This is a genomic window from Curtobacterium sp. NPDC098951 (genome assembly GCF_044759965.1).
GTDB lineage: Bacteria > Actinomycetota > Actinomycetes > Actinomycetales > Microbacteriaceae > Curtobacterium.
On record NZ_JBIWAG010000001.1, the window covers coordinates 650,411 to 670,028 of the forward strand.

At 70.6% G+C, this 19,618-nt stretch carries 14 protein-coding genes; 1 reads left to right on the top strand and 13 read right to left on the bottom strand.

From position 1 onward, the window contains the following. Positions 1–427: 427 nt before the first annotated feature. From ACIQUC_RS03085 to uvrB, 11 genes are all read right to left on the bottom strand, one after another. A complete protein-coding gene (locus ACIQUC_RS03085; protein WP_402263098.1) occupies positions 428–787 on the bottom strand; it encodes an RNA polymerase-binding protein RbpA in 360 nt (119 codons plus the stop codon). Between the two features lie 3 nt (positions 788–790). Continuing rightward, a complete protein-coding gene (gene secG, locus ACIQUC_RS03090) occupies positions 791–1,042 on the bottom strand; it encodes a preprotein translocase subunit SecG (protein ID WP_056124375.1) in 252 nt (83 codons plus the stop codon). A 120-nt stretch (positions 1,043–1,162) separates the two neighbouring features. Next, entirely contained in the window at positions 1,163–1,942 is a 780-nt protein-coding gene (tpiA, locus tag ACIQUC_RS03095) for a triose-phosphate isomerase (protein WP_402263101.1), read from the bottom strand. After that, positions 1,939–3,156, bottom strand: coding sequence for a phosphoglycerate kinase (locus ACIQUC_RS03100; protein WP_402263104.1), 1,218 nt, complete (start codon positions 3,154–3,156; stop codon positions 1,939–1,941). The genes tpiA and ACIQUC_RS03100 overlap by 4 nt, the downstream gene beginning before the upstream one ends. Positions 3,157–3,159: 3 nt before the next feature. Then, the gene (gene gap, locus ACIQUC_RS03105; protein ID WP_144749714.1) at positions 3,160–4,164 is read right to left on the bottom strand and encodes a type I glyceraldehyde-3-phosphate dehydrogenase; all 1,005 of its coding nucleotides are present in this window, start codon (positions 4,162–4,164) and stop codon (positions 3,160–3,162) included. Between the two features lie 257 nt (positions 4,165–4,421). Beyond that, positions 4,422–5,402 (bottom strand): DNA-binding protein WhiA, encoded by a 981-nt coding sequence (gene whiA / locus ACIQUC_RS03110; RefSeq protein ID WP_022908389.1) that lies wholly within the window; start codon positions 5,400–5,402, stop codon positions 4,422–4,424. A gap of 75 nt (positions 5,403–5,477) precedes the next feature. Beyond that, positions 5,478–6,380 (bottom strand): RNase adapter RapZ, encoded by a 903-nt coding sequence (gene rapZ / locus ACIQUC_RS03115; RefSeq protein ID WP_402263109.1) that lies wholly within the window; start codon positions 6,378–6,380, stop codon positions 5,478–5,480. Between the two features lie 249 nt (positions 6,381–6,629). Continuing rightward, on the bottom strand, positions 6,630–8,684 hold the full coding sequence (gene uvrC, locus ACIQUC_RS03120) for an excinuclease ABC subunit UvrC (protein ID WP_402263112.1): 2,055 nt from the start codon (positions 8,682–8,684) through the stop codon (positions 6,630–6,632). Beyond that, positions 8,685–11,711 carry an excinuclease ABC subunit UvrA gene (uvrA, locus tag ACIQUC_RS03125; protein WP_402263115.1) on the bottom strand — a complete coding sequence of 1,009 codons (3,027 nt, stop codon included), beginning with the start codon at positions 11,709–11,711 and terminating at the stop codon, positions 8,685–8,687. Between the two features lie 48 nt (positions 11,712–11,759). Further along, positions 11,760–12,698 carry an SDR family NAD(P)-dependent oxidoreductase gene (locus ACIQUC_RS03130; RefSeq protein ID WP_402263117.1) on the bottom strand — a complete coding sequence of 313 codons (939 nt, stop codon included), beginning with the start codon at positions 12,696–12,698 and terminating at the stop codon, positions 11,760–11,762. After that, positions 12,688–14,760, bottom strand: a complete 2,073-nt coding sequence (gene uvrB / locus ACIQUC_RS03135) for an excinuclease ABC subunit UvrB (RefSeq protein ID WP_402263817.1) — start codon at positions 14,758–14,760, stop codon at positions 12,688–12,690. Before uvrB ends, ACIQUC_RS03130 begins: the two co-directional genes overlap by 11 nt. A 170-nt stretch (positions 14,761–14,930) precedes the next feature. Between uvrB and ACIQUC_RS03140 the strand changes: the two genes are divergently transcribed. Further along, complete coding sequence (locus tag ACIQUC_RS03140; RefSeq protein WP_402263120.1) at positions 14,931–16,259, top strand: MFS transporter; 1,329 nt, start codon at positions 14,931–14,933, stop codon at positions 16,257–16,259. Between the two features lie 461 nt (positions 16,260–16,720). On the opposite strand, the gene ACIQUC_RS03145 is transcribed toward ACIQUC_RS03140, so the two are convergent. Continuing rightward, positions 16,721–18,070: an acyltransferase gene (locus ACIQUC_RS03145; protein ID WP_402263122.1), complete on the bottom strand. Its 1,350-nt coding sequence runs from the start codon at positions 18,068–18,070 to the stop codon at positions 16,721–16,723. 32 nt (positions 18,071–18,102) lie between these two features. Then, positions 18,103–19,599: a class I adenylate-forming enzyme family protein gene (locus ACIQUC_RS03150; protein ID WP_402263125.1), complete on the bottom strand. Its 1,497-nt coding sequence runs from the start codon at positions 19,597–19,599 to the stop codon at positions 18,103–18,105. Between the last annotated feature and the right edge of the window lie 19 nt (positions 19,600–19,618).

Sequence of the window (19,618 nt, forward strand, 5' to 3'; positions counted from 1 at the left end):
CGCCCCACACCCCCCGGGGGGGCCCCCGCCCCCCCCCCCCCCCCGGGGCCGGGGGGGGGGGGGGGCCCCGCGGCCCCCCCGCCTCCCGTCCGTTCGTGGGTGCGGCCCGTGCGGCCGGCCCGCCTCGTGGGGCTCGTGGGGTCGAGTGGGCGAAATACGTCCCGCTCGGCGTGCGCCGGCGGCGCATTCTGCCCGCTCACGGAACGCACGCGGCGTGTCCTGCCCGCTCGGGGCCCGCTCGGCGCCCGCTCGGGGCCCGCTCGGCGCCCGCTCGGCGCCCGCTCGGCTCCCGCTCGGCGCCCGCGCGGCACGTCCTACGACCTCGGTCACCCGCGCTCGGCGCCGGCTCGGCAGGCGCTCACCGCTGCCCACACGACGAAGGCCCCCGCACCGGATCGGTGCGGGGGCCTTCGGACGTCGTGTGCGACTACTTCGCGGTACCGCGACGCTGGCGGAGCTGCTGCAGCGCGTCCTCGAGGAGCTGGGCCGCCTCTTCTTCGGTGCGGCGCTCCTTCACGTACGCGAGGTGCGTCTTGTACGGCTCGGTCTTCGCGACGACGGGAGGGTTGTCCTTGTCGCGACCGGCCGGGAGCCCGGTCGACGGCGAGTCCACCGTCTCGGGGATCTCGTCATCGGGCAGGCCGGCGGCGAAGTACCGCACGACCTCGTTGCCGAGGGCGTCCCAGTACGAGATCGCCACACGCTCGGCCTGGACCCCGCGGTCCTGCTCCCCCATCGGACCCGCGCCGACGCGCGAACCCCGGATTGCACTGCCTCCGGTTGCCATGGATCAGCTCCCCGCCGTGAACTTGTTGATGAGACCGAGCACGATGATCGACACGATCCAGAGGAGACCGAGGATCACCGTGATGCGGTTGAGGTTTCGCTCGGCGACGCCGGACGCCCCGAGGTTGCTCGTCACGCCGCCGCCGAACATGTCGGAGAGGCCGCCACCGCGGCCCTTGTGCAGCAGGATGAGGAGCGTGAGCAGGAGGCTCGTTATCGCGAGCAGGACCTGCAGCACGACGGAGAGAATCGCCACGACGTACCTTTCGTGTCAGTCAGCCATCCGAGTATACCGGCCAGGTGGTCGGCCGAGGTGCCTCGGGCTGGGCGTGGCACAGGCCGGCCGCACCGTGGCGACCGGCCTGTGACCGGTGGATCAGAGTCCGACGTGCTGCCGGAAGCGCGCGATGGCCGCGAACTCCTGCACGTCGAGCGAGGCGCCGCCGACGAGCGCGCCGTCGATGTCGGGCTCCCGCAGGAAGCCGGCGATGTTGCCCGACTTCACCGAACCGCCGTAGAGGACGCGGGTCGCCGCAGCGGCCTCGTCCCCCCAGGCGGCGGCGATGCCACGGCGGATCGCCGCGCACTCGTCCTGCGCCTGCTCGGCGGTCGCGGCCTGGCCGGAGCCGATCGCCCAGACCGGCTCGTACGCCACGACGATCTCGGACGGCTGCACGGCGTCGAGGACGACCTGCAGCTGCTCGACCGGGACGACACCGGCGCCGCGCTCCTCGCGCTGCTCACCCGTCTCGCCGACGCAGACCACCGGCACGAGGCCGTGCTTGACGGCCGCGGCGGTCTTCGCGGCGACCACCTCGTCGGTCTCACCGTGGACGGTGCGCCGCTCGGAGTGTCCGACGATGACGTACTGCGCGTCGAGTGCAGCCAGGAACGCACCCGACACGTCGCCGGTGTAGGCACCGGAGTCGTGCTGCGAGAGGTCCTGCGCGCCGAAGCGGATCGGGAGCTTGTCGGCCGAGATGAGCGTCTGCACGCTGCGGAGGTCGGTGAAGGGCGGGAACACCGCGACCTCGACGTCGTCGAAGTCGTGACGCGCGTCCTTCAGCGTCCAGGCGAGCTTCTGCACCGTGGCGATGGCCTGGAGGTGATCCAGGTTCATCTTCCAATTGCCGGCGATCAGCGGAGTACGGCTCATCGGGACCACCCCAGTGCTTCGAGACCGGGCAGCGACTTGCCCTCGAGGAACTCGAGGCTCGCTCCGCCACCGGTCGAGATGTGCCCGAACTGGTCGTCCGAGAACCCGAGCGACCGGACGGCCGCAGCGGAGTCGCCACCGCCGACCACGCCGAGGCCGTCGACCTCGGTCAGGGCCGTGGCGACGGTCTTCGTGCCGGCGGCGAACGCCGGGAACTCGAACACGCCCATCGGGCCGTTCCAGAACACGGTCTTCGACGAGGACACCGCGGACGCGAACCGCGCCGCCGTCTCCGGGCCGATGTCGAGGCCGATGCCGTCCGCCCCGAAGGACGACGACTCGATCGCGTCGGCCGCCACCGTCTCGTGCGACGCGTCGGCCGCGAACCCGGACGCCACGACGACGTCCGTCGGCAGGTCGATCGTCACGCCGAGCTCCTTCGCCCGCGAGAGGTACTCGCGGACGACGTCGAGCTGGTCTTGCTCGAGCAGCGACTTCGCGACCCCGTGGCCCTGGGCCGCGAGGAACGTGAAGAGCATGCCGCCACCGATGCACAGGGTGTCGACCTGGGGCAGGAGGTGGTCGATCACGCCGAGCTTGTCGCTCACCTTGGACCCGCCGAGGACGACCGTGTACGGGCGCTCCGGCGAGGTGGTGAGGCGCTCGAGCACGCCGAGCTCGGCCTCGATGAGCGATCCCGCGGCCGACGGCAGTGCCGATGCGAGCTCGTAGACCGATGCCTGCTTGCGGTGCACGACCCCGAAGCCGTCGGAGACGAAGGCGTCGCCGAGGGCCGCGATGCGGTCCGCGAAGGCCTTCCGCACGTCGGCGTCCTTCGAGGTCTCCTCCGGGTTGAACCGGAGGTTCTCGAGCAGCAGGACGTCGCCGTCCTCGAGGTCCTCGGCGGCGGCGGTCGCCTCGTCGCCGACGGTCTCGCCGACGAACGTGACCGGCTTCCCGAGCAGCTCGGACAGCCGCTGGCCGACCGGTGCCAGCGAGAACTCCGGCTTCGGTTCGCCGTCCGGGCGACCGAGGTGGGAGATCACGATGACGCGGGCGCCCGCGGTGATCAGGGTGTCCAGGGTGGTCAGCGACGCCCGGACGCGGCCGTCGTCCGTGATCACGCCGTCCTTGAGCGGGACGTTGAGATCGCAGCGGACGACGACGCGCTTGCCGGCGAGGTCGCCGAGGTCCTCGAGGGTGCGGAGCGCCATGGGTTAGAGGCGCTCGCCCACGTACTCGGTGAGGTCGACGAGGCGGTTCGAGTAGCCCCACTCGTTGTCGTACCACGAGGTGATCTTCACGAGGCCGCCGATGACCTTGGTCAGGCCGGAGTCGTAGATCGAGGAGTGCGGGTCCGTGGTGATGTCGGTCGACACCAGCGGGTCCTCGCTGTAGAGCAGGATGCCCTTGAGGGGACCTTCGGCGGCCTCCTTGTAGGCGGCGTTGATCTCGTCGACCGTGACCTCGGACTTGGTCTCGAGGGTGAGGTCGGTGATCGAACCGGTCGGGACCGGGACGCGGAGCGCGAAGCCGTCGAGCTTGCCGGCGAGCTCGGGCATGACCTGGCCGATGGCCTTGGCGGCACCGGTCGAGGTCGGCACGATGTTCAGCGCGGCGGCACGGGCACGACGCGGGTCCTTGTGCGGCCCGTCCTGCAGGTTCTGGTCGGCGGTGTAGGCGTGCACCGTCGTCATGAGGCCACGCTCGATGCCGAACTTGTCGTTGAACACCTTGGCGAGCGGCGCGAGGCTGTTCGTGGTGCAGGACGCGTTCGAGATGATGTTGTGGTTCGCCGGGTCGTACTGGTCCTCGTTCACGCCGAGCACGATGGTGACGTCGTCACCCGTGGCCGGGGCGGAGATGATGACCTTCTTGGCACCCGCGTCGATGTGCTTCTGCGCATCGGCGGCCTTGGTGAAGAAGCCGGTCGACTCGATGACGATGTCGACACCCAGCTCGCCCCAGGGGAGGTTGGCGGGGTCGCGCTCCGCGAGGACCTTGATCGCCTTGCCGTCGACGACGATGTTGTCGCCGTCGAGCTCGACGGACTTGCCGAGACGACCCGTGATCGAGTCGAACTTGAGCAGGTTCGCGAGGGCGGCGTTGTCGGTGAGGTCGTTCACGGCCACGATCTCGAGGTCGGAGCCCTTGGCGAGGGCCGCCCGGAAGAAGTTACGGCCGATGCGGCCGAAGCCGTTGATACCGATCTTGACGGTCAATGGATCTCCTGGTGGGTGTGGAGCGCCCAGGGGGCGCTGCTTTCGGAGTCGTGTGGCCCTTCGGGCCCACGTGTGGTGGACGATACGCCCCGTAACGTCGCCGTAACGACCCTAGCAGTCGGACACTGCGCGCCTGCGCGCGATGACGGTCCGTCCGGACGGTCGTGACGCCCGCCCTGGACCACCCCCGGGACGGACGGGAGGCGCGGTGCCAGCTGGCACCGCGCCTCCCGTCTCGGAACGTCTCGCGACCGCGATCAGGCCCCTTCGAGCTCCTCGGGGACACTCGCCTCGGTGCCGGGGATCCCGAGGTCCGACGCGCGCTTGTCGGCCATCGCGAGCAGGCGGCGGATGCGGCCGGCGATGGCGTCCTTCGTCATCGGCGGCTCGGCGTGCTGGCCGAGCTCGTCGAGCGACGCGTCGCGGTGCTCCAGACGGAGCGAGCCGGCGTACTTGAGGTGGTCCGGGACCTCGTCGCCGAGGATCTCGAGCGCACGCTCGACCCGGGCGCAGGCGGCGACGGCGGCCTGCGCCGAGCGGCGGAGGTTCGCATCGTCGAAGTTGACGAGCCGGTTGGCGGTCGCGCGGACCTCGCGGCGCTGGCGCATCTCCTCCCAGTCGGCGGTGGTGCGCGCGGCACCCATCACGGTCAGCATCTGGCCGATGGCCTCGCCGTCGCGGATGACGACGCGGTGCACGCCCCGGACCTCGCGCCCCTTGGCGGCGATGCCGAGCCGCGACGCGGCGCCGACGAGCGCCATCGCGGCCTCGTTGCCCGGGCACGTGACCTCGAGCGCGGCCGCCCGACCGGGGTCGGTCAGCGTGCCGGCGGCGAGGAACGCCCCGCGCCAGATCGCGGCGAGGTCCTCACGGTTGCCCGTGGTGAGGCGGTTCGGCAGCCCGCGGACCGGACGGCGACGGGCGTCCATGAGCCCCGTCTGCCGGGCGAGGGTCTCCCCCGCCTCGAGCACGCGCACGAGGTACCGGGTGCCACGACGGGCGGACGCGGACGACCCCACCGACGCCTCACTCCGCACGCCGTACAGCTCGGCGAGGTCCTTGCGCACACGGTGCACGATGATCCGGGTGTCGAGTTCGACCTCGACCGCGATCCTGCCCGAGATGACGTGCAGGCCACCCGCGAACCGCAGGATGGTCGCGAGTTCGGCGGCGCGGACCGTGTTCCGGTTCACGACGACCCGGGCCAGTTCGTCCTTGACCTCGGCAGTCAACGGCACAGCATCATTCCTAACGTTTCTTCTGGTGGGGTCCGCGTGCCCGGCGCACGTCGTGTGGAGCGGCCGGAGGGACGGTCACTCTCGGCCGAGGTCTCGGTTCTTCACACGCACGGCGACGTCGGGCATCCCGCGGAGGAGGTTCGCCAGCTCGGCGACGATGGCGACCGAGCGGTGCTTGCCGCCGGTACAGCCGATGGCGATCGTAGCGTGTCTTTTGTTCTCGCGCTGGTACCCCTCGAACACCGGCTCGAGGACGTCGGCGTAGCGCTCGACGAACGAGCGGGCTCCGGGCTGCGCCAGGACGTAGTCGGAGACGGGTCGGTCGAGGCCCGTGTGCGGGCGGAGTTCCGGGACCCAGTACGGGTTCGGGAGGAACCGGACGTCGGCCACCATGTCGGCGTCCGCGGGCAGTCCGTACTTGAACCCGAAGCTCATCAGCGTCACCTGCACGCCGGTGAAGTGGTCCTCGGCGAACTGCTCGGTCACGGCGTTCGCGAGTTGGTGGATGTTCAGGTCGGACGTGTCGATGACGAGGTCCGATGCCTCGCGCAGTGCCGCGAGCCGACTGCGTTCGCGGCCGATGCCGTCGAGGAGCGTGTCCTCGCCCTGGAGCGGGTGGGGTCGCCGGACCTGCTCGAAGCGCCGCACCAGGACGGCGTCGGTGGCCTCGAGGAAGAGCACCCGGACCCGTGCCGACGCACTCTTGCGCACCTGTTCGACGGCCTGCTCGGGGTCGGTGAAGAACCGCCCGCCGCGGACGTCGACCACCGTGGCGATCTTCGGGATCTTCTCGCCGGCGCGGTCCGCGAGCTCGGTGAGCGGCGCGAGCATCTGCGTCGGGAGGTTGTCGACCACGTACCAGCCGAGGTCTTCGAGCGCCTTCCCCACCGTCGAACGACCGGCTCCGGACATGCCGGTGACGATGAGGATGTCGTGCTGCTGCGGCGATCGGGTCGGCGCTGGGTCGCTGTCGGTCATCTGGGAGTGGGCTCCGTCGTGGCGGCCCGGGCGCGTCGCCCGGGGAGGTCTCGGCTGCGGGACAAGGGTACCGCCCGGACGGGGGGCTCGGGGTGCGTCATCCGGTCGGGTGCGGTCGGTGCGGTGCGTGCGATGCGTGCCGTCGGTGCGGTCCGTCCCGTCGGACCGTTCGGTGCGGTGCGTGGCGTTGGTCGGGCCCGACCGGTCCGTCCGGTGCGTGCGTCGTCCGTCCGGGAGGCGCGGTGCGCGTCATGCGGGCAGGTGCGGGCCGTCGTCGGTCACTTCGGGCAGGCGCGCCGTGCCGGGGGCGCTCGGCGCGTCTGCCATGGCGTCTCCGTCCACTCCGTCCGGTGCGCTCGTCGCCGGCGCGCTCGTCGGCGACCCGGCGTCGGCCGCTTCCGGCGCGCTCGTGGGGGTCTGGGCGAGCTTGCTGACCACGGCCGCCGCCGTCGCCGGGCCGACGCCGTTCACCTCGCCGATCTCCTCCGCCGTGGCCTCGCGGAGCCGCGCCACCGATCCGAAGTGCTTCAGCAGGGCGTTCACGCGGGTGGGCCCGAGGCCGGGGATCTCGGACAGCCGCGACCGGACGTCGCGCTTGCGACGGGTCCGCTGGTGCGTGATCGCGAAGCGGTGCGCCTCGTCACGGATCCGTTGGATGAGGAACAGCGCCTCGGAGTTGCGGGGCAGGATCACCGGGAAGTCGTCGTCCGGCAGCCAGAGCTCCTCGAGCCGCTTCGCGATCCCGACGAGGGCGATGTCCCGCACGCCGGCCTCGTCCATCGCGCGCTTCGCCGCCTGCACCTGCGGTTGCCCGCCGTCGACGATCAACAGCTGCGGCCGGTACGCGAAGCGCTTGGTCGGCTTCGAGCCCTCGACCAGCTCGTCGCTCGTGACGTCGGGCACGTCCGGCAGTTCGGCGTCCTCGTCGAGGCGCGCGAGTCGCCGGGTCAGCACCTGGTACATGCTGTCGGTGTCGTCCGTGGTCTCGGCGATCGTGTACCGGCGGTACTGGTCCTTGCGTGGCAGGCCGTCCTCGAACACGACCATCGACGCGACGACGTTCGTCCCCTGCAGGTGCGAGATGTCGTAGCACTCCATCCGGAGCGGTGCCTCGGTCATCCCGAGGGCGTCCTGGATGTCCGCCAGCGCCGCCGACCGGGTCGTGTAGTCGGCCGACCGCTTGGTCTTGTAGAGCATCAGCGCCTGCGCCGCGTTCTGCGCGGCCGTCCGGGCGAGCCCGGCACGGTCGCCACGCTGGGCGGTGCTGAGCTTCGTCCCGCGGCCACCGCGGCGCTCGCTGAGCCACTGTTGCAGCGCGTCGGCGTCCTCGGGCAGTTCGGGCACGACCACCTCGCGCGGAGGCTCGTCGCCCGTCGCGTACTGCCCCTGCACGATCTGCTCGATGAGGTCGCCGGTCGAGATGTCGAGCTCCTTGTCGACCACCCATCCGCGCACACCGCGGATGCGCCCACCGCGGACCGAGAACAGCTGCACGGCCGCGGCGAGCTCGTCCTCGGAGATGCCGAACAGGTCGAGGTCGACCGAGTCGCGGAGCACGACCGCGGACTTCTCGAGCACTGCCTCGAGCGCGCCGACCTGGTCGCGGAACTTCGCCGCCTGCTCGTACTGCATCGCGTCGGCCGATGCGGCCATGCGCTGCCGGAGCTGGGTGATGACGCGTCGGTCGTAGCTCGCCATGAAGCGGACGAACTCCTCGACCATCGCACGGTGCTCGGCGATCGTGACCTTCTGCGAGCACGGACCGCCGCACTTGCCGATCTGCCCCGGGAAGCACGGCTTGCCGGTCTGCATCGCCTTCTTGTAGGACGAGTCCGAACAGGTGCGGATCGGGAAGACCTTGATCATCAGGTCGATCGTGTCGTGCACGGCCCAGATCTTCGGGTACGGCCCGAAGTACTTCGCGCCCTTGATCTTCCGGTTCCGTGTGACCATCACCCGCGGAGATTCCTCACCGAGGGTGATCGCCATGTACGGGTAGGACTTGTCGTCACGGAACTTGACGTTGAACGGCGGATCGAACTCCTTGATCCACGTGTACTCGAGCTGCAGCGCCTCGATCTCGGAGCCGACGGTGGTCCACTCGACGCTGCGTGCCGTGAGCACCATCCGCCGGGTGCGCTCGTGCAGCGTCGGCAGTGGGGCGAAGTAGTTGCTCAGCCGGGCACGGAGGTTCTTCGCCTTGCCGACGTAGAGCACCCGACCCGCTTCGTCACGCCAGCGGTAGACGCCCGGGTCGGTCGGGATCTCCCCCGCCTTCGGTCGCCAGGAGACGGTGTCCGCCACCTACCGCGCACCCGCCTTCTGCTTCGCCTTCGGACGCTTCTGCGTCGCGGTCCGGGCGCCGACGGCCTGCTCCTTGCCGACCCGGGCGTCCTGCGCGTCGAAGATCTCCTTGAGGAACACGCCGGTGTGGCTCTCGGGCACGTTCGCCACGTGCTCGGGCGTCCCGGTCGCGAGGACCGTGCCACCGCCCGAACCGCCTTCCGGCCCCATGTCGATGAGCCAGTCGGCCGACTTGATGACGTCGAGGTTGTGCTCGATCGTGATGACGGTGTTGCCCTTGTCGACGAGGCTCTGCAGCACGAGCAGGAGCTTCCGGACGTCCTCGAAGTGCAGACCGGTGGTCGGTTCGTCGAGCACGTAGACGGTGCGGCCGTTCGAGCGTCGCTGGAGCTCGGTCGCGAGCTTCACACGCTGCGCCTCGCCGCCGGACAGGGTCGTCGCACTCTGGCCGAGGCGCACGTACCCGAGCCCGACGTCGACCAGCGTCGCCATGTAGCGGTGGATGGCGGAGATCGGCTCGAAGAACTCGGCCGCCTCGCTGATCGGCATGTCGAGGACCTCGGAGATGTCCTTGCCCTTGTAGTGCACCTGCAGCGTCTCGCGGTTGTAGCGGGCACCGCCACAGACCTCGCACGCGACGTAGACGTCCGGCAGGAAGTTCATCTCGATCTTGATCGTGCCGTCACCGGAGCAGTTCTCGCAGCGACCGCCCTTCACGTTGAAGCTGAAGCGACCGGGCTGGTAGCCTCGCGCCTTCGCCTCGGGCGTCTCGGCGAAGAGCTGCCGGATGCGGTCGAAGACACCGGTGTAGGTCGCCGGGTTCGACCGCGGGGTCCGGCCGATCGGCGCCTGGTCGACGTGCACGACCTTGTCGAGTTGGTCGAGCCCCTTCACACGCGTGTGCTTCCCCGCGATGTGCCGTGCGCCGTTGAGCTGGTTGGCGAGCACCTTGTAAAGGATGTCGTTGACGAGCGTCGACTTGCCGGAGCCGCTCACCCCCGTGACCGCGGTGAAGACACCGAGCGGGAAGTCCGCGTCGATCGACTTGAGGTTGTTCGCCCGCGCACCCTGCACGCTGATCGTGCGCTTCAGGTTGACCTTCCGACGCTCGGCCGGCACCTCGATGGCGCGCCGACCGGCGAGGTAGTCGCCGGTGATCGAGTCGCGGTTCTCGATGATCCCCTCGTACGAACCGGAGTGCACGACGTTGCCGCCGTTCACACCAGCACCCGGACCGATGTCGACGACCCAGTCCGCCGTGCGGATGGTGTCCTCGTCGTGCTCGACGACGATGAGCGTGTTGCCGAGGTCCTTGAGCTTGACGAGCGTGTCGATGAGTCGGCGGTTGTCGCGCTGGTGCAGCCCGATGCTCGGCTCGTCGAGGACGTAGAGCACGCCCGTCAGACCGGAACCGATCTGGGTCGCCAGGCGGATGCGCTGTGCCTCGCCGCCGGACAGGCCACCGGCCCCGCGGGAGAGCGTCAGGTAGTTCAGACCGACCTCGAGCAGGAACTCGAGCCGCGCCCGAATCTCGCGCAGGACGGCCGCGGCGATGTGCGCCTCGCGCTCGGTCAGCGTGAGGCTCTCCATGAAGCCGTAGGCGTTGTCGAGTGACATGTCCGTGACGTCGGCGATGGAACGGCCGTCGACCGTCACCGCCAGGACCTCGGGCTTCAGTCGCGTGCCGTCGCACACCGGGCAGGGCACCTCGCGCAGGTAGCCCTGGAAGCGCTGCCGCTGCGAGTCGGACTCGGCCTCGGCGAACTTGCGCTCGATGTACGGCATGACGCCCTCGAACCCGCTCGTGTACCGCATCTCGCGGCCGAACCGGTTGCGCCAGGAGACCGACACCTGGAAGTCCTTGCCCGTCAGGATCGCTGCCTGCACCGACGGGTCGAGGCTGCTCCACGGGGTGTCCAGATCGAACCCGAGGTCCTTGCCGAGGCCTGCGAGGAGCTTCTCGAAGTACGAGTAGAGCCCGCTCGTCCCGGTCCACGGCAGCAGCACGCCGTCGCGCAGGGACGCCTCGGGGTCGCCGAGGACCAGGTCCGGGTCGACCGACATCCGGGTCCCGAGGCCGGAGCACTCGGGGCACGCACCGAACGGCGCGTTGAACGAGAAGGTCCGAGGCTCGATCTCGGTGAGCGCCAGCGGGTGGTTGTTCGGGCAGGACAGGTTCTCGGAGTACGTCCGGACCGCACCGGGCCCCTCGACGTCGACGAGGTCGATCGCGACCGTGCCGTCGGTCAGCCGCAGTGCGGTCTCGAGCGAGTCGGTCAGACGCCCGAGGATGTCCTCGTTGGCGACGAGACGGTCCACGATCACCGAGATGTCGTGCTTGACCTGCTTCTTGAGCTTGGGCGGGTCGCTGAGCTGGATGCGCTCCCCGTCGACGATCGCGCGGGCGTAGCCGGACGCCGCGAGCTCCTGGAAGAGGTCGACGAACTCGCCCTTCTTCTTCGAGATCACGGGCGCGAGCACCTGGAAGCGCGTCCCCGACTCGAACTCCATGAGCTGATCGGCGATCTGCTGCACGCTCTGCTTGCTGATCACCTCGCCGCACACGGGGCAGTGCGGCACGCCGATGCGCGCCCAGAGCAGGCGCATGTAGTCGTAGACCTCGGTGATGGTGCCGACGGTCGACCGCGGGTTGCGGTTCGTCGACTTCTGGTCGATCGACACCGCGGGCGAGAGCCCCTCGATGAAGTCGACGTCCGGCCGGTCGACCTGGCCGAGGAACTGCCGGGCGTAGGCGGACAGCGACTCGACGTAGCGGCGCTGCCCCTCGGCGAAGATCGTGTCGAACGCGAGCGACGACTTGCCGGATCCGGACAGGCCCGTGAACACGACGAGCGAATCGCGTGGGATCTCGAGGTCGACGTCGCGCAGGTTGTGCACGCGCGCACCACGGACGCTGAGCGTCGAGGTACTGTGCGGGGCCGTCCCGCCGGGGATGTGGAGGTCTGCGGGCTCGCCGAAGGCGTTCCGGCCCGACGTCGAGGTTCCGCGGTCAGAGGTGATGGTCATCGTCGTCGATTCTACGAAGCGGGACCGACATTCGGCCGCGATGGACGGTCAGACGAGTGCGTCGAGAGCGAACGCGACCCCTGCGGCGCGCTCGCTGGCGGCCCAGAGTCGGGCGGCCTCGGTGCGGTCGTGGGCCCGTGGCTCGGCGCGGACGACCGTCGCCGCACCCCGGAGCTGCATCCAGCCGGACGGTCCCCAGTACTCGCCGGAGCGGACGTCGTCCGCCACTGCAGCGTGCACGAGCGGGTCGGCGCCGGCGTCCTTGCCCTGTGCGTACAGGCGCTGCGCCGGACGGGTCCACGCCGGCTCGGAGCGGGACGACGCGACGTCCGTCCGCTCGGGCGAGAGCAGGTCGAGCGAGAAGCCCGGGTGCGCGACGACACTCGCCACCGAAGAGCCCGCATCCGCCAGTCGCTCGGCCAGCTCGAAGCCGAACAGCATGACCGCGAGCTTGCTCCGGCCGTACTGGCGGTAGCTCGAGTAGTGGCGCGCGCCGAGTGGATCCGTCGGATCGAGTCGCGCCCAGCGGTGCGCGATTGAGCCGAGGTGCACCACCCGTCCGGCACGGCGTTCCAGCAGCGGGAGGGTCAGGGCCGTCCACGCGAAGTGCCCGAGGTGGTTCGTGCCCACCTGGAGCTCGGTCCCCTGCGCGGTCCGCCGCATCGTGCTCGCGCCGACCACGCCGGCGTTGTTGACGACCGCGTCGACGCCGTCCGGCTGCAGGTGCGCGAGCTCGTCGGCTGCGGCACGCACGCTGTCGAGGTCCGCGAGGTCGAGGTGCACGTGCGCGAGGTCGGCGCCGTCCACGTGTCGCCGGATGCTCCGTTCGGCGGCTGCGGCGCGCGAGCGGTCCCGGGTCGCCAGCACGACGCGGTGTCCGGCCGCGGCGAGCTGCTCGGCCGCGAAGTACCCGAGGCCGGCGCTCGCTCCCGTGACCACGACGGTCCGCGACGGCCCCGGGACCGTCGCCCCGACGTCAGTTGACATGTCCGGCGGACTCCATCTGCCGCAGCGCCTTCTTGAGGTCCTGGACCTCGTCGCGGAGTCGCGCCGCCAGCTCGAACTTCAGCTCGGCGGCGGCCTGCAGCATCTGCTCGTTGAGGTCCCCGAGGGTGGCCTCGAGCTGGGTCGCCCCTTCGCCCGCGATGCCGGTCCGCTTGAGGTTCGGCGTCGGGGAGCGGCGACCGTCCGCACCAGGCCGACCCTCGAGCAGCGCCTTGGTGTCGTCGTTCTCCCGCGCCAGGATCTCCGTGATGTCGGCGATCTTCTTGCGCAGGGGCTGGGGGTCGATGCCGCGCTCGAGGTTGTACGCCACCTGCTTCTCGCGACGGCGGTCGGTCTCCTCGATCGCGGTCTTCATCGAGTCGGTCATCTTGTCGGCGTACATCAGCACCTGACCCGACACGTTGCGGGCGGCGCGACCGATCGTCTGGATCAGCGAGGTCGACGAGCGCAGGAAGCCTTCCTTGTCGGCGTCGAGGATCGCGACGAGCGACACCTCGGGCAGGTCGAGCCCCTCGCGCAGCAGGTTGATGCCGACGAGCACGTCGTAGACGCCCTGGCGCAGCTCGGTGAGCAGTTCGACGCGCTTCAGGGTGTCCACGTCGGAGTGGAGGTACCGGACGCGGACCCCCGCGTTGCCGAGGAAGTCGGTGAGCTCCTCGGCCATGCGCTTCGTGAGCGTGGTGACCAGCACGCGCTCGTCCTTCTCGACGCGCTGCTTGATCTCCTCGAGCAGGTCGTCGATCTGGCCGTCACTCGGCTTCACGACGATCTCGGGGTCGACCAGGCCGGTCGGGCGGATGATCTGCTCGACCACGCTGTCGGTCACGCCGAGTTCGTACCGACCCGGCGTCGCCGACAGGTAGACCTTCTGGCCGGAGCGCTCGAGGAACTCCTCCCACCGGAGGGGTCGGTTGTCGAGGGCGCTCGGCAGTCGGAAGCCGTGCTCGACGAGGGTGCGCTTGCGTGACGCGTCGCCCTCGTACATCGCGCCGATCTGCGGCACGGTCACGTGCGACTCGTCGATCACGATGAGCAGGTCGTCCGGGAAGAAGTCGAGCAGGCAGTGCGGCGGCTCTCCCGCGGCGCGGCCGTCCATGTGGCGGGAGTAGTTCTCGATGCCCGAGCAGAAGCCGATCTGCTCCATCATCTCGATGTCGAACGTGGTCCGCATCCGCAGGCGCTGGGCCTCGAGCAGCTTGCCCTGGCCTTCGAGCTCGGTCAGCCGCTCGGCGAGCTCGTCCTTGATCGTGGCGATCGCGCGGTGCATGACCTCGGTGTCGGCGACGTAGTGCGACGCCGGGAAGATCGACACCGCGGGCATGTCCTCGATCACGTTGCCGGTCAGCGGGTGCAGGTACGAGAGCGCCTCGACCTCGTCCCCGAACATCTCGATGCGGATCGCGTGTTCCTCGTACATCGGGATGATCTCGAGGGTGTCACCACGGACCCGGAAGGTGCCGCGCGCGAAGTCGACGTCGTTGCGCTGGTACTGCATCGAGACGAACTTGCGGACGAGCTGGTCGCGCGAGATCGTCTGGCCGACGTGGAGCGCGACCGAGGCGTTCATGTACTGTTCCGGCGTCCCGAGGCCGTAGATGCACGACACCGTCGACACCACGACGACGTCCCGCCGGCTGAGCAGGGAGTTGGTCGTCGAGTGTCGGAGGCGCTCGACCTCGGCGTTGACGGACGAGTCCTTCTCGATGAAGGTGTCGGTCTGCGGGACGTACGCCTCGGGCTGGTAGTAGTCGTAGTACGAGACGAAGTACTCGACCGCGTTGTTCGGCAGCAGGCTCCGGAACTCGTTCGCGAGCTGTGCCGCGAGGGTCTTGTTGTGTGCGAGCACCAGCGTCGGGCGCTGCACCTGCTCGATGAGCCAGGCGGTCGTCGCCGACTTGCCGGTACCGGTCGCGCCGAGCAGCACGACGTCCGTCTCACCGGCGTTGATGCGGCCGGCGAGCTCGGCGATCGCCGCGGGCTGGTCGCCGCTCGGCGAGTACTCGCTGATGACCTCGAACGGGCGGACCGCGCGCGTGGGCTCGATTGACACTGCCATGCCGACAACGCTAGTCGGCACCCCTGACACCGGAGCCGACTGCTCGCCGTCGGCGTATCGTCCAGGCCAGGCTGGCTCAAAGACCGCTGATAGGGATCCGGCATAGCCTCCGATCCGTTCAGCAACCCGAATCGCTCTCACTCCCCTGGAGAGGCCCCATGACGACGGCGACCCCCGCCGCACCGACGAAGGGCACCCCGTTCCGCGGACGCATCCGCGGACGAGTGCTCATCCTCCTCTGCTTCATGTACGCGATCTCGTACATCGACCGCACCAACATCTCGACCGCGCTCCCGCACATCACCGAGGACTTCGGCTTCAACGAGACGACCGCCGGACTCATCGTCTCGGCGTTCGCGCTCCCGTACGCACTGCTCCAGGTCTTCGGCGGCACGATCGCCGAGAAGTTCGGACCGCGGAAGGCCCTCTTCATCATCACCGTCGTCTGGGGCGTCGCGACCCTGTGGACCGGCTTCTCGGTCGGGTTCTGGACCCTCTTCGCCGCCCGCGCGCTCCTCGGTCTCAGCGAGGCCGCCGCGTTCCCCGCCGCCACCCAGGCGATGAGCCGGTGGATCCCCCGCGATCGCAACGGCTTCGCGCAGGGCGTCGTGCACTCGGCCGCCCGCCTCGGCAACGCGCTCGCGCCGCTCCTGGTCGCGTGGGTGATCGGTGCGACCGGCAGCTGGCGGTGGGCGTTCTTCGCGACCGCCGTGCTGAGCATCGCGTGGGCCGTCGTCTGGTTCGTCTGGTTCCGCGACAAGCCCGAGGACACCGCCGGCATCCGGCAGGTCGAGCTCGACGAGCTCCCGCCCGTCGAGACCCGCGCGACGCGCCCGCCCGTCCCGTGGCGCACGCTCGCGCGCCAGATCCTGCCGGTGACCTTCGTCGACTTCGGCTACGGCTGGGTGCTCTGGGTGTTCCTCACCTGGATCCCCACCTTCCTCAGCTCCACCTACGGTCTGCCGATCAGCCAGTTCGCACTCTTCACCACGCTCGTGCTGCTCGCCGGGGTCGTCGGCGACACCGTCGGCGGCATGCTCAGCGACCGCATCATCCACCGCGGCGGCGACAGCCGGAACGCCCGCAGGATCGTCCTCGTCACCGGACTCGGAGGCTCGCTCATCTGCCTCGTCCCGCTGGTCATCGGGCAGGGCCTCGTCGTCGCCACGATCTCGCTCGCGTTGTCGTTCTTCTTCCTCGAGCTCTGCAACGCCAACCTCTGGGCGATCCCGATGGACGTCGCGCCGCAGTGGTCCGGGACGGCCTCGGGGTTCATGAACACCGGGTTCGGCATCGCCGGCGTGATCTCGCCGATCGTCTTCGGCGCGCTGATCGACGCCTCGGGGTGGCAGCTCCCGTTCGCGCTGTCCTGCGCCCTCCTCGCCGCGGCGGCCGTCGTCGCCTGGTACATGAAGCCGAAGCGCCTCACGATGACGGACGGCGTCCTCGAGATCGGCGTCCCGAAGGCCGAGCAGCACACCGCCTGACCGCCGCAGGGGCGGGCCCCTACCCCGCCCCGCCTGGTCCCGCCCTGCCTGGCCCGCCCTGGCCGGCCCCGCCCGCGCACGGTGCGCCGTCCGTCAACCCGTGCGACGTTGCACGCTCCGTGCGCCACTGCAACCCCGCACCCAGCGCGCAGCACCGCACGCGGTCACGAGACCCGCACGGTGCGGACGGGAGGCGCGGCGCCAGCCCGCCCCGTCCCTCCCGTCCGCCACCCGCACGGCGGGAGGCGCGGTGCCAGCCCGCCCCGCGCCTCCCGTCCGGCCCGCGCACGGTGCGCCGTCCGTCAACCCGTGCGACGTTGCACGCTCCGTGCCCCGCCACAACCCCGCACCCAGCAAGCACCACCGCACCACGCCGCGGACCCAGCACGGTGCGCACGCGCACCCGCCGCCCGCAACGCCGCGCGCAACGCCGCCCGGCAGCGTCGCCGTCGAGGCCGCACTCAGCGGGTCGGACGCCTCCCGACTTCGTCCGTCTCCCCCACGAGCGCATCGTCCGGCTCCACCGGCTCGACCGGCTCCCCCGGCTGGACGGCCGGGTCGGACGAACCCGACCCGCCAGCGGCCGGAACGTCCCCTCCGGTCCCGGCTCCGCGCCGAGCACCCGCCTCCCGTCTCCGCGCCCGCGCCGCCCGCTGCCCACGCGACGCCAGCGACGGCCGCCCGGTCAGGGGCACGCTCAGCGGCGTCCACCGGAACAGCTCCGTGACGAGGACCGACAGCAGGAGCACCAGCACGTACGTGACGAGCGTCAACCACGGCTTCGGGACGACCCGCTCGAGCACGCTGTCGCCGTAGAGCAGGATCCAGATCGCGAACGGGTGACTCAGGAAGATGCCGAACGACCGGTCCGAGCCGTAGTCGACCACGCGCGCGAGCGGGCTGCCGGGTCGACGCCGATCCGCCCACCGGGCGCCGATGGCGAGGAACCCGACGAACACGGCGCTGCTCCAGATCACCTGGATCGGCTGCAGCGGGGTGCCGGCGGCGTAGAGCGACTGTCCGAGGGCGACCTGCAGCGCCCAGACGCCGAGTGTGAGGGCACCGACGCCCGCGAAGCCCCAGAGGACGGCGCGGCGCTGCACCCGGATGAACCGGAGGAAGGCGTCGGCGTGGTCGGCGGCGATCGCCCCCGAGACGATGAAGAAGACGTACGAGAAGAAGAACTGCTTCTGGTAGCCCTGCATCCACGCGTCGCTGGCCGGGAAGTACTTGTACCCGGCGAAGACGACGAGCTGGACAACGAGCGTCACGACGAGGACGGCGACGTGGTGCCCGCGCGTCCGCCGCACGAGCCACGCGATCACGGGCAGCAGCAGGTACACCTGCATGGTCACGAGCAGGAAGTACAGGTGGTACCAGGAGACGCCGGTGACGATGCCCTCGGCGTAGGTGCGCACGAGGTCGGGGACGTCGCCGCGGCGGGTGGCGCTCAGCAGCCAGGACGCCGCCACGTAGACGAACGACCACGCCAGGTAGGGCACGCCGACGAGCAGGAAGCGCTTGGGCCAGAACTGCGCCATCGGCCGGGGGCGCAGCGTGTAGCTGTACACGAGCACGAAGGCCGTGAGCGAGAAGAACACGAGGCGGGTGAAGTGGAGCAGGCCGAGCAGCGCGTTCAGCGGCACGTCGTCGGCGGCGACCGTGTGGCTGGTCGTGTGCACGCCGATGACGCAGGCGAAGGTCAGGATCCGCAGGACGTCGACCTCGTAGAGGTGCCGGGGCTTCCCCTCGGCGGTGCGGGTCGGCGTCTGCACGGCGCGCGAGGACGCCGGGGCGGCACCCCCGGACACAGCGGCAGCACCCGGCACAGAGGCACTGCCGGTCACGGCTGCTCGGCCATCGTCCGCACCTTCGCCCGCTGGACCTTGCCGGTCGGCGCCCGCGGCAGGTCGGGCACCACGACGATCTCGACCGGGCGTCGGAACCGGGTGAGCCGGGCCTCGGCGCGCGCCGTGAGGTCGGCGACCAGGGCATCGGCGTCCACGACCTCGTCCGGCTGCGGGATCACGTACGCGATCGGCACCGCGCCCAGGACGTCGTGCGGCCGCCCGACGACCACGGCCTCCAGCACGCGGTCGTCCCCGAGCAGCACGTCCTCGACCTCGGACGGGTAGACCTTCTCGCCCCCACGGTTGATCACGTCGTCGGAGCGTCCGGCGAGCGAGACCCAGCCGTCCGCCGAGACCGAGCCCACGTCGCCCGTGCTCAGCCAGCCGTCCGCGTCGAACCGTTCGGCCGAGCGCCCGAAGAGGTACCGGTGCACGATGCCCGCGCCGCGGATCCAGAGAGCACCGACCTCGTCGGCGGGCAGCACGGAGCCGTCCTCGCCCCGGACCTGCACCTCGGACCCGACGGGCACACCGACGGTCCCGACCCGCGCCGGAGCGTCGAGCGGGGTCGCGGTGATCTGCGACGCCCCCTCGGTCATCCCCCAGCTGACGACGAGCGGCACGTCCCCGAGCGCCTGCCGCACCGGGTCCGGCAGCGGTGCGGAGGCACTCCGGACGAACCGGAGCCCCGCGGGGAAGTCGAGCGGACCGGTCTTCGCGAGGACGGCGAGGATCGCGGGCACCGCGTTGAGCCACGTGATCCGACGCTCGGCGAGGAGCTCCCAGAACCCGGTCCGGCGGAACCGTCGATCGACCACCAGGGTCGCACCGGCGACGAGGGTGGCGAGCAGCCCCACGACCTCGGCGTTGACGTGGAAGAGCGGGAGCGAGTTGAACCCGCGGTCCTCGGGGGTGAGCCGGTTGTGCCGCGCCACCGCGCGGGCGACGAACAGCAGCTGCGACTCGGGCAGCTCGACGCCCTTCGGGGTCCCGGTGGAGCCGGATGTGAAGAGCACGACCGACCCCTCGCCGGGTGCGTCCGGACTCGCCGTCGGCAGGTCGCCGTCGCGGACGCCGGCCGGGAGGAACGTGGCCGCGTCGATCCCGCTCGCAGGCGCGCCCGGGATGGTCGCGTCCACGGCACGGTCGGTCACCACGAGCGAGGCGCCGCCGATCAGGTCGGCGAGACGGCCCGGTTCCGTGGTCGGCTGCCCGGTGTCGACGGGGATCGCCCGACGCCCGGTCGCGAGGGCGGCGAGGTGCACGACGGCGAAGGAGAGCGGGTCGCCGAGGTCGACGAGGACCGCTCCGGACGGTGCGACCCCGATCGCGTCGAACGTCGAGGACCACGCGGACACCGCGTCGTCGAGCGCACGGTAGGTCAGGACGCGGTCGCTGCGCGCGTCCTCGAGGTAGTTGCGCTCGGCGTCCTGCTCCGCCCGGGAACGGATGGTCGAGCGCAGGTCGGGTCCTTCACCTGCTTGCTGCACGGACTCAGAGTATTGCGGG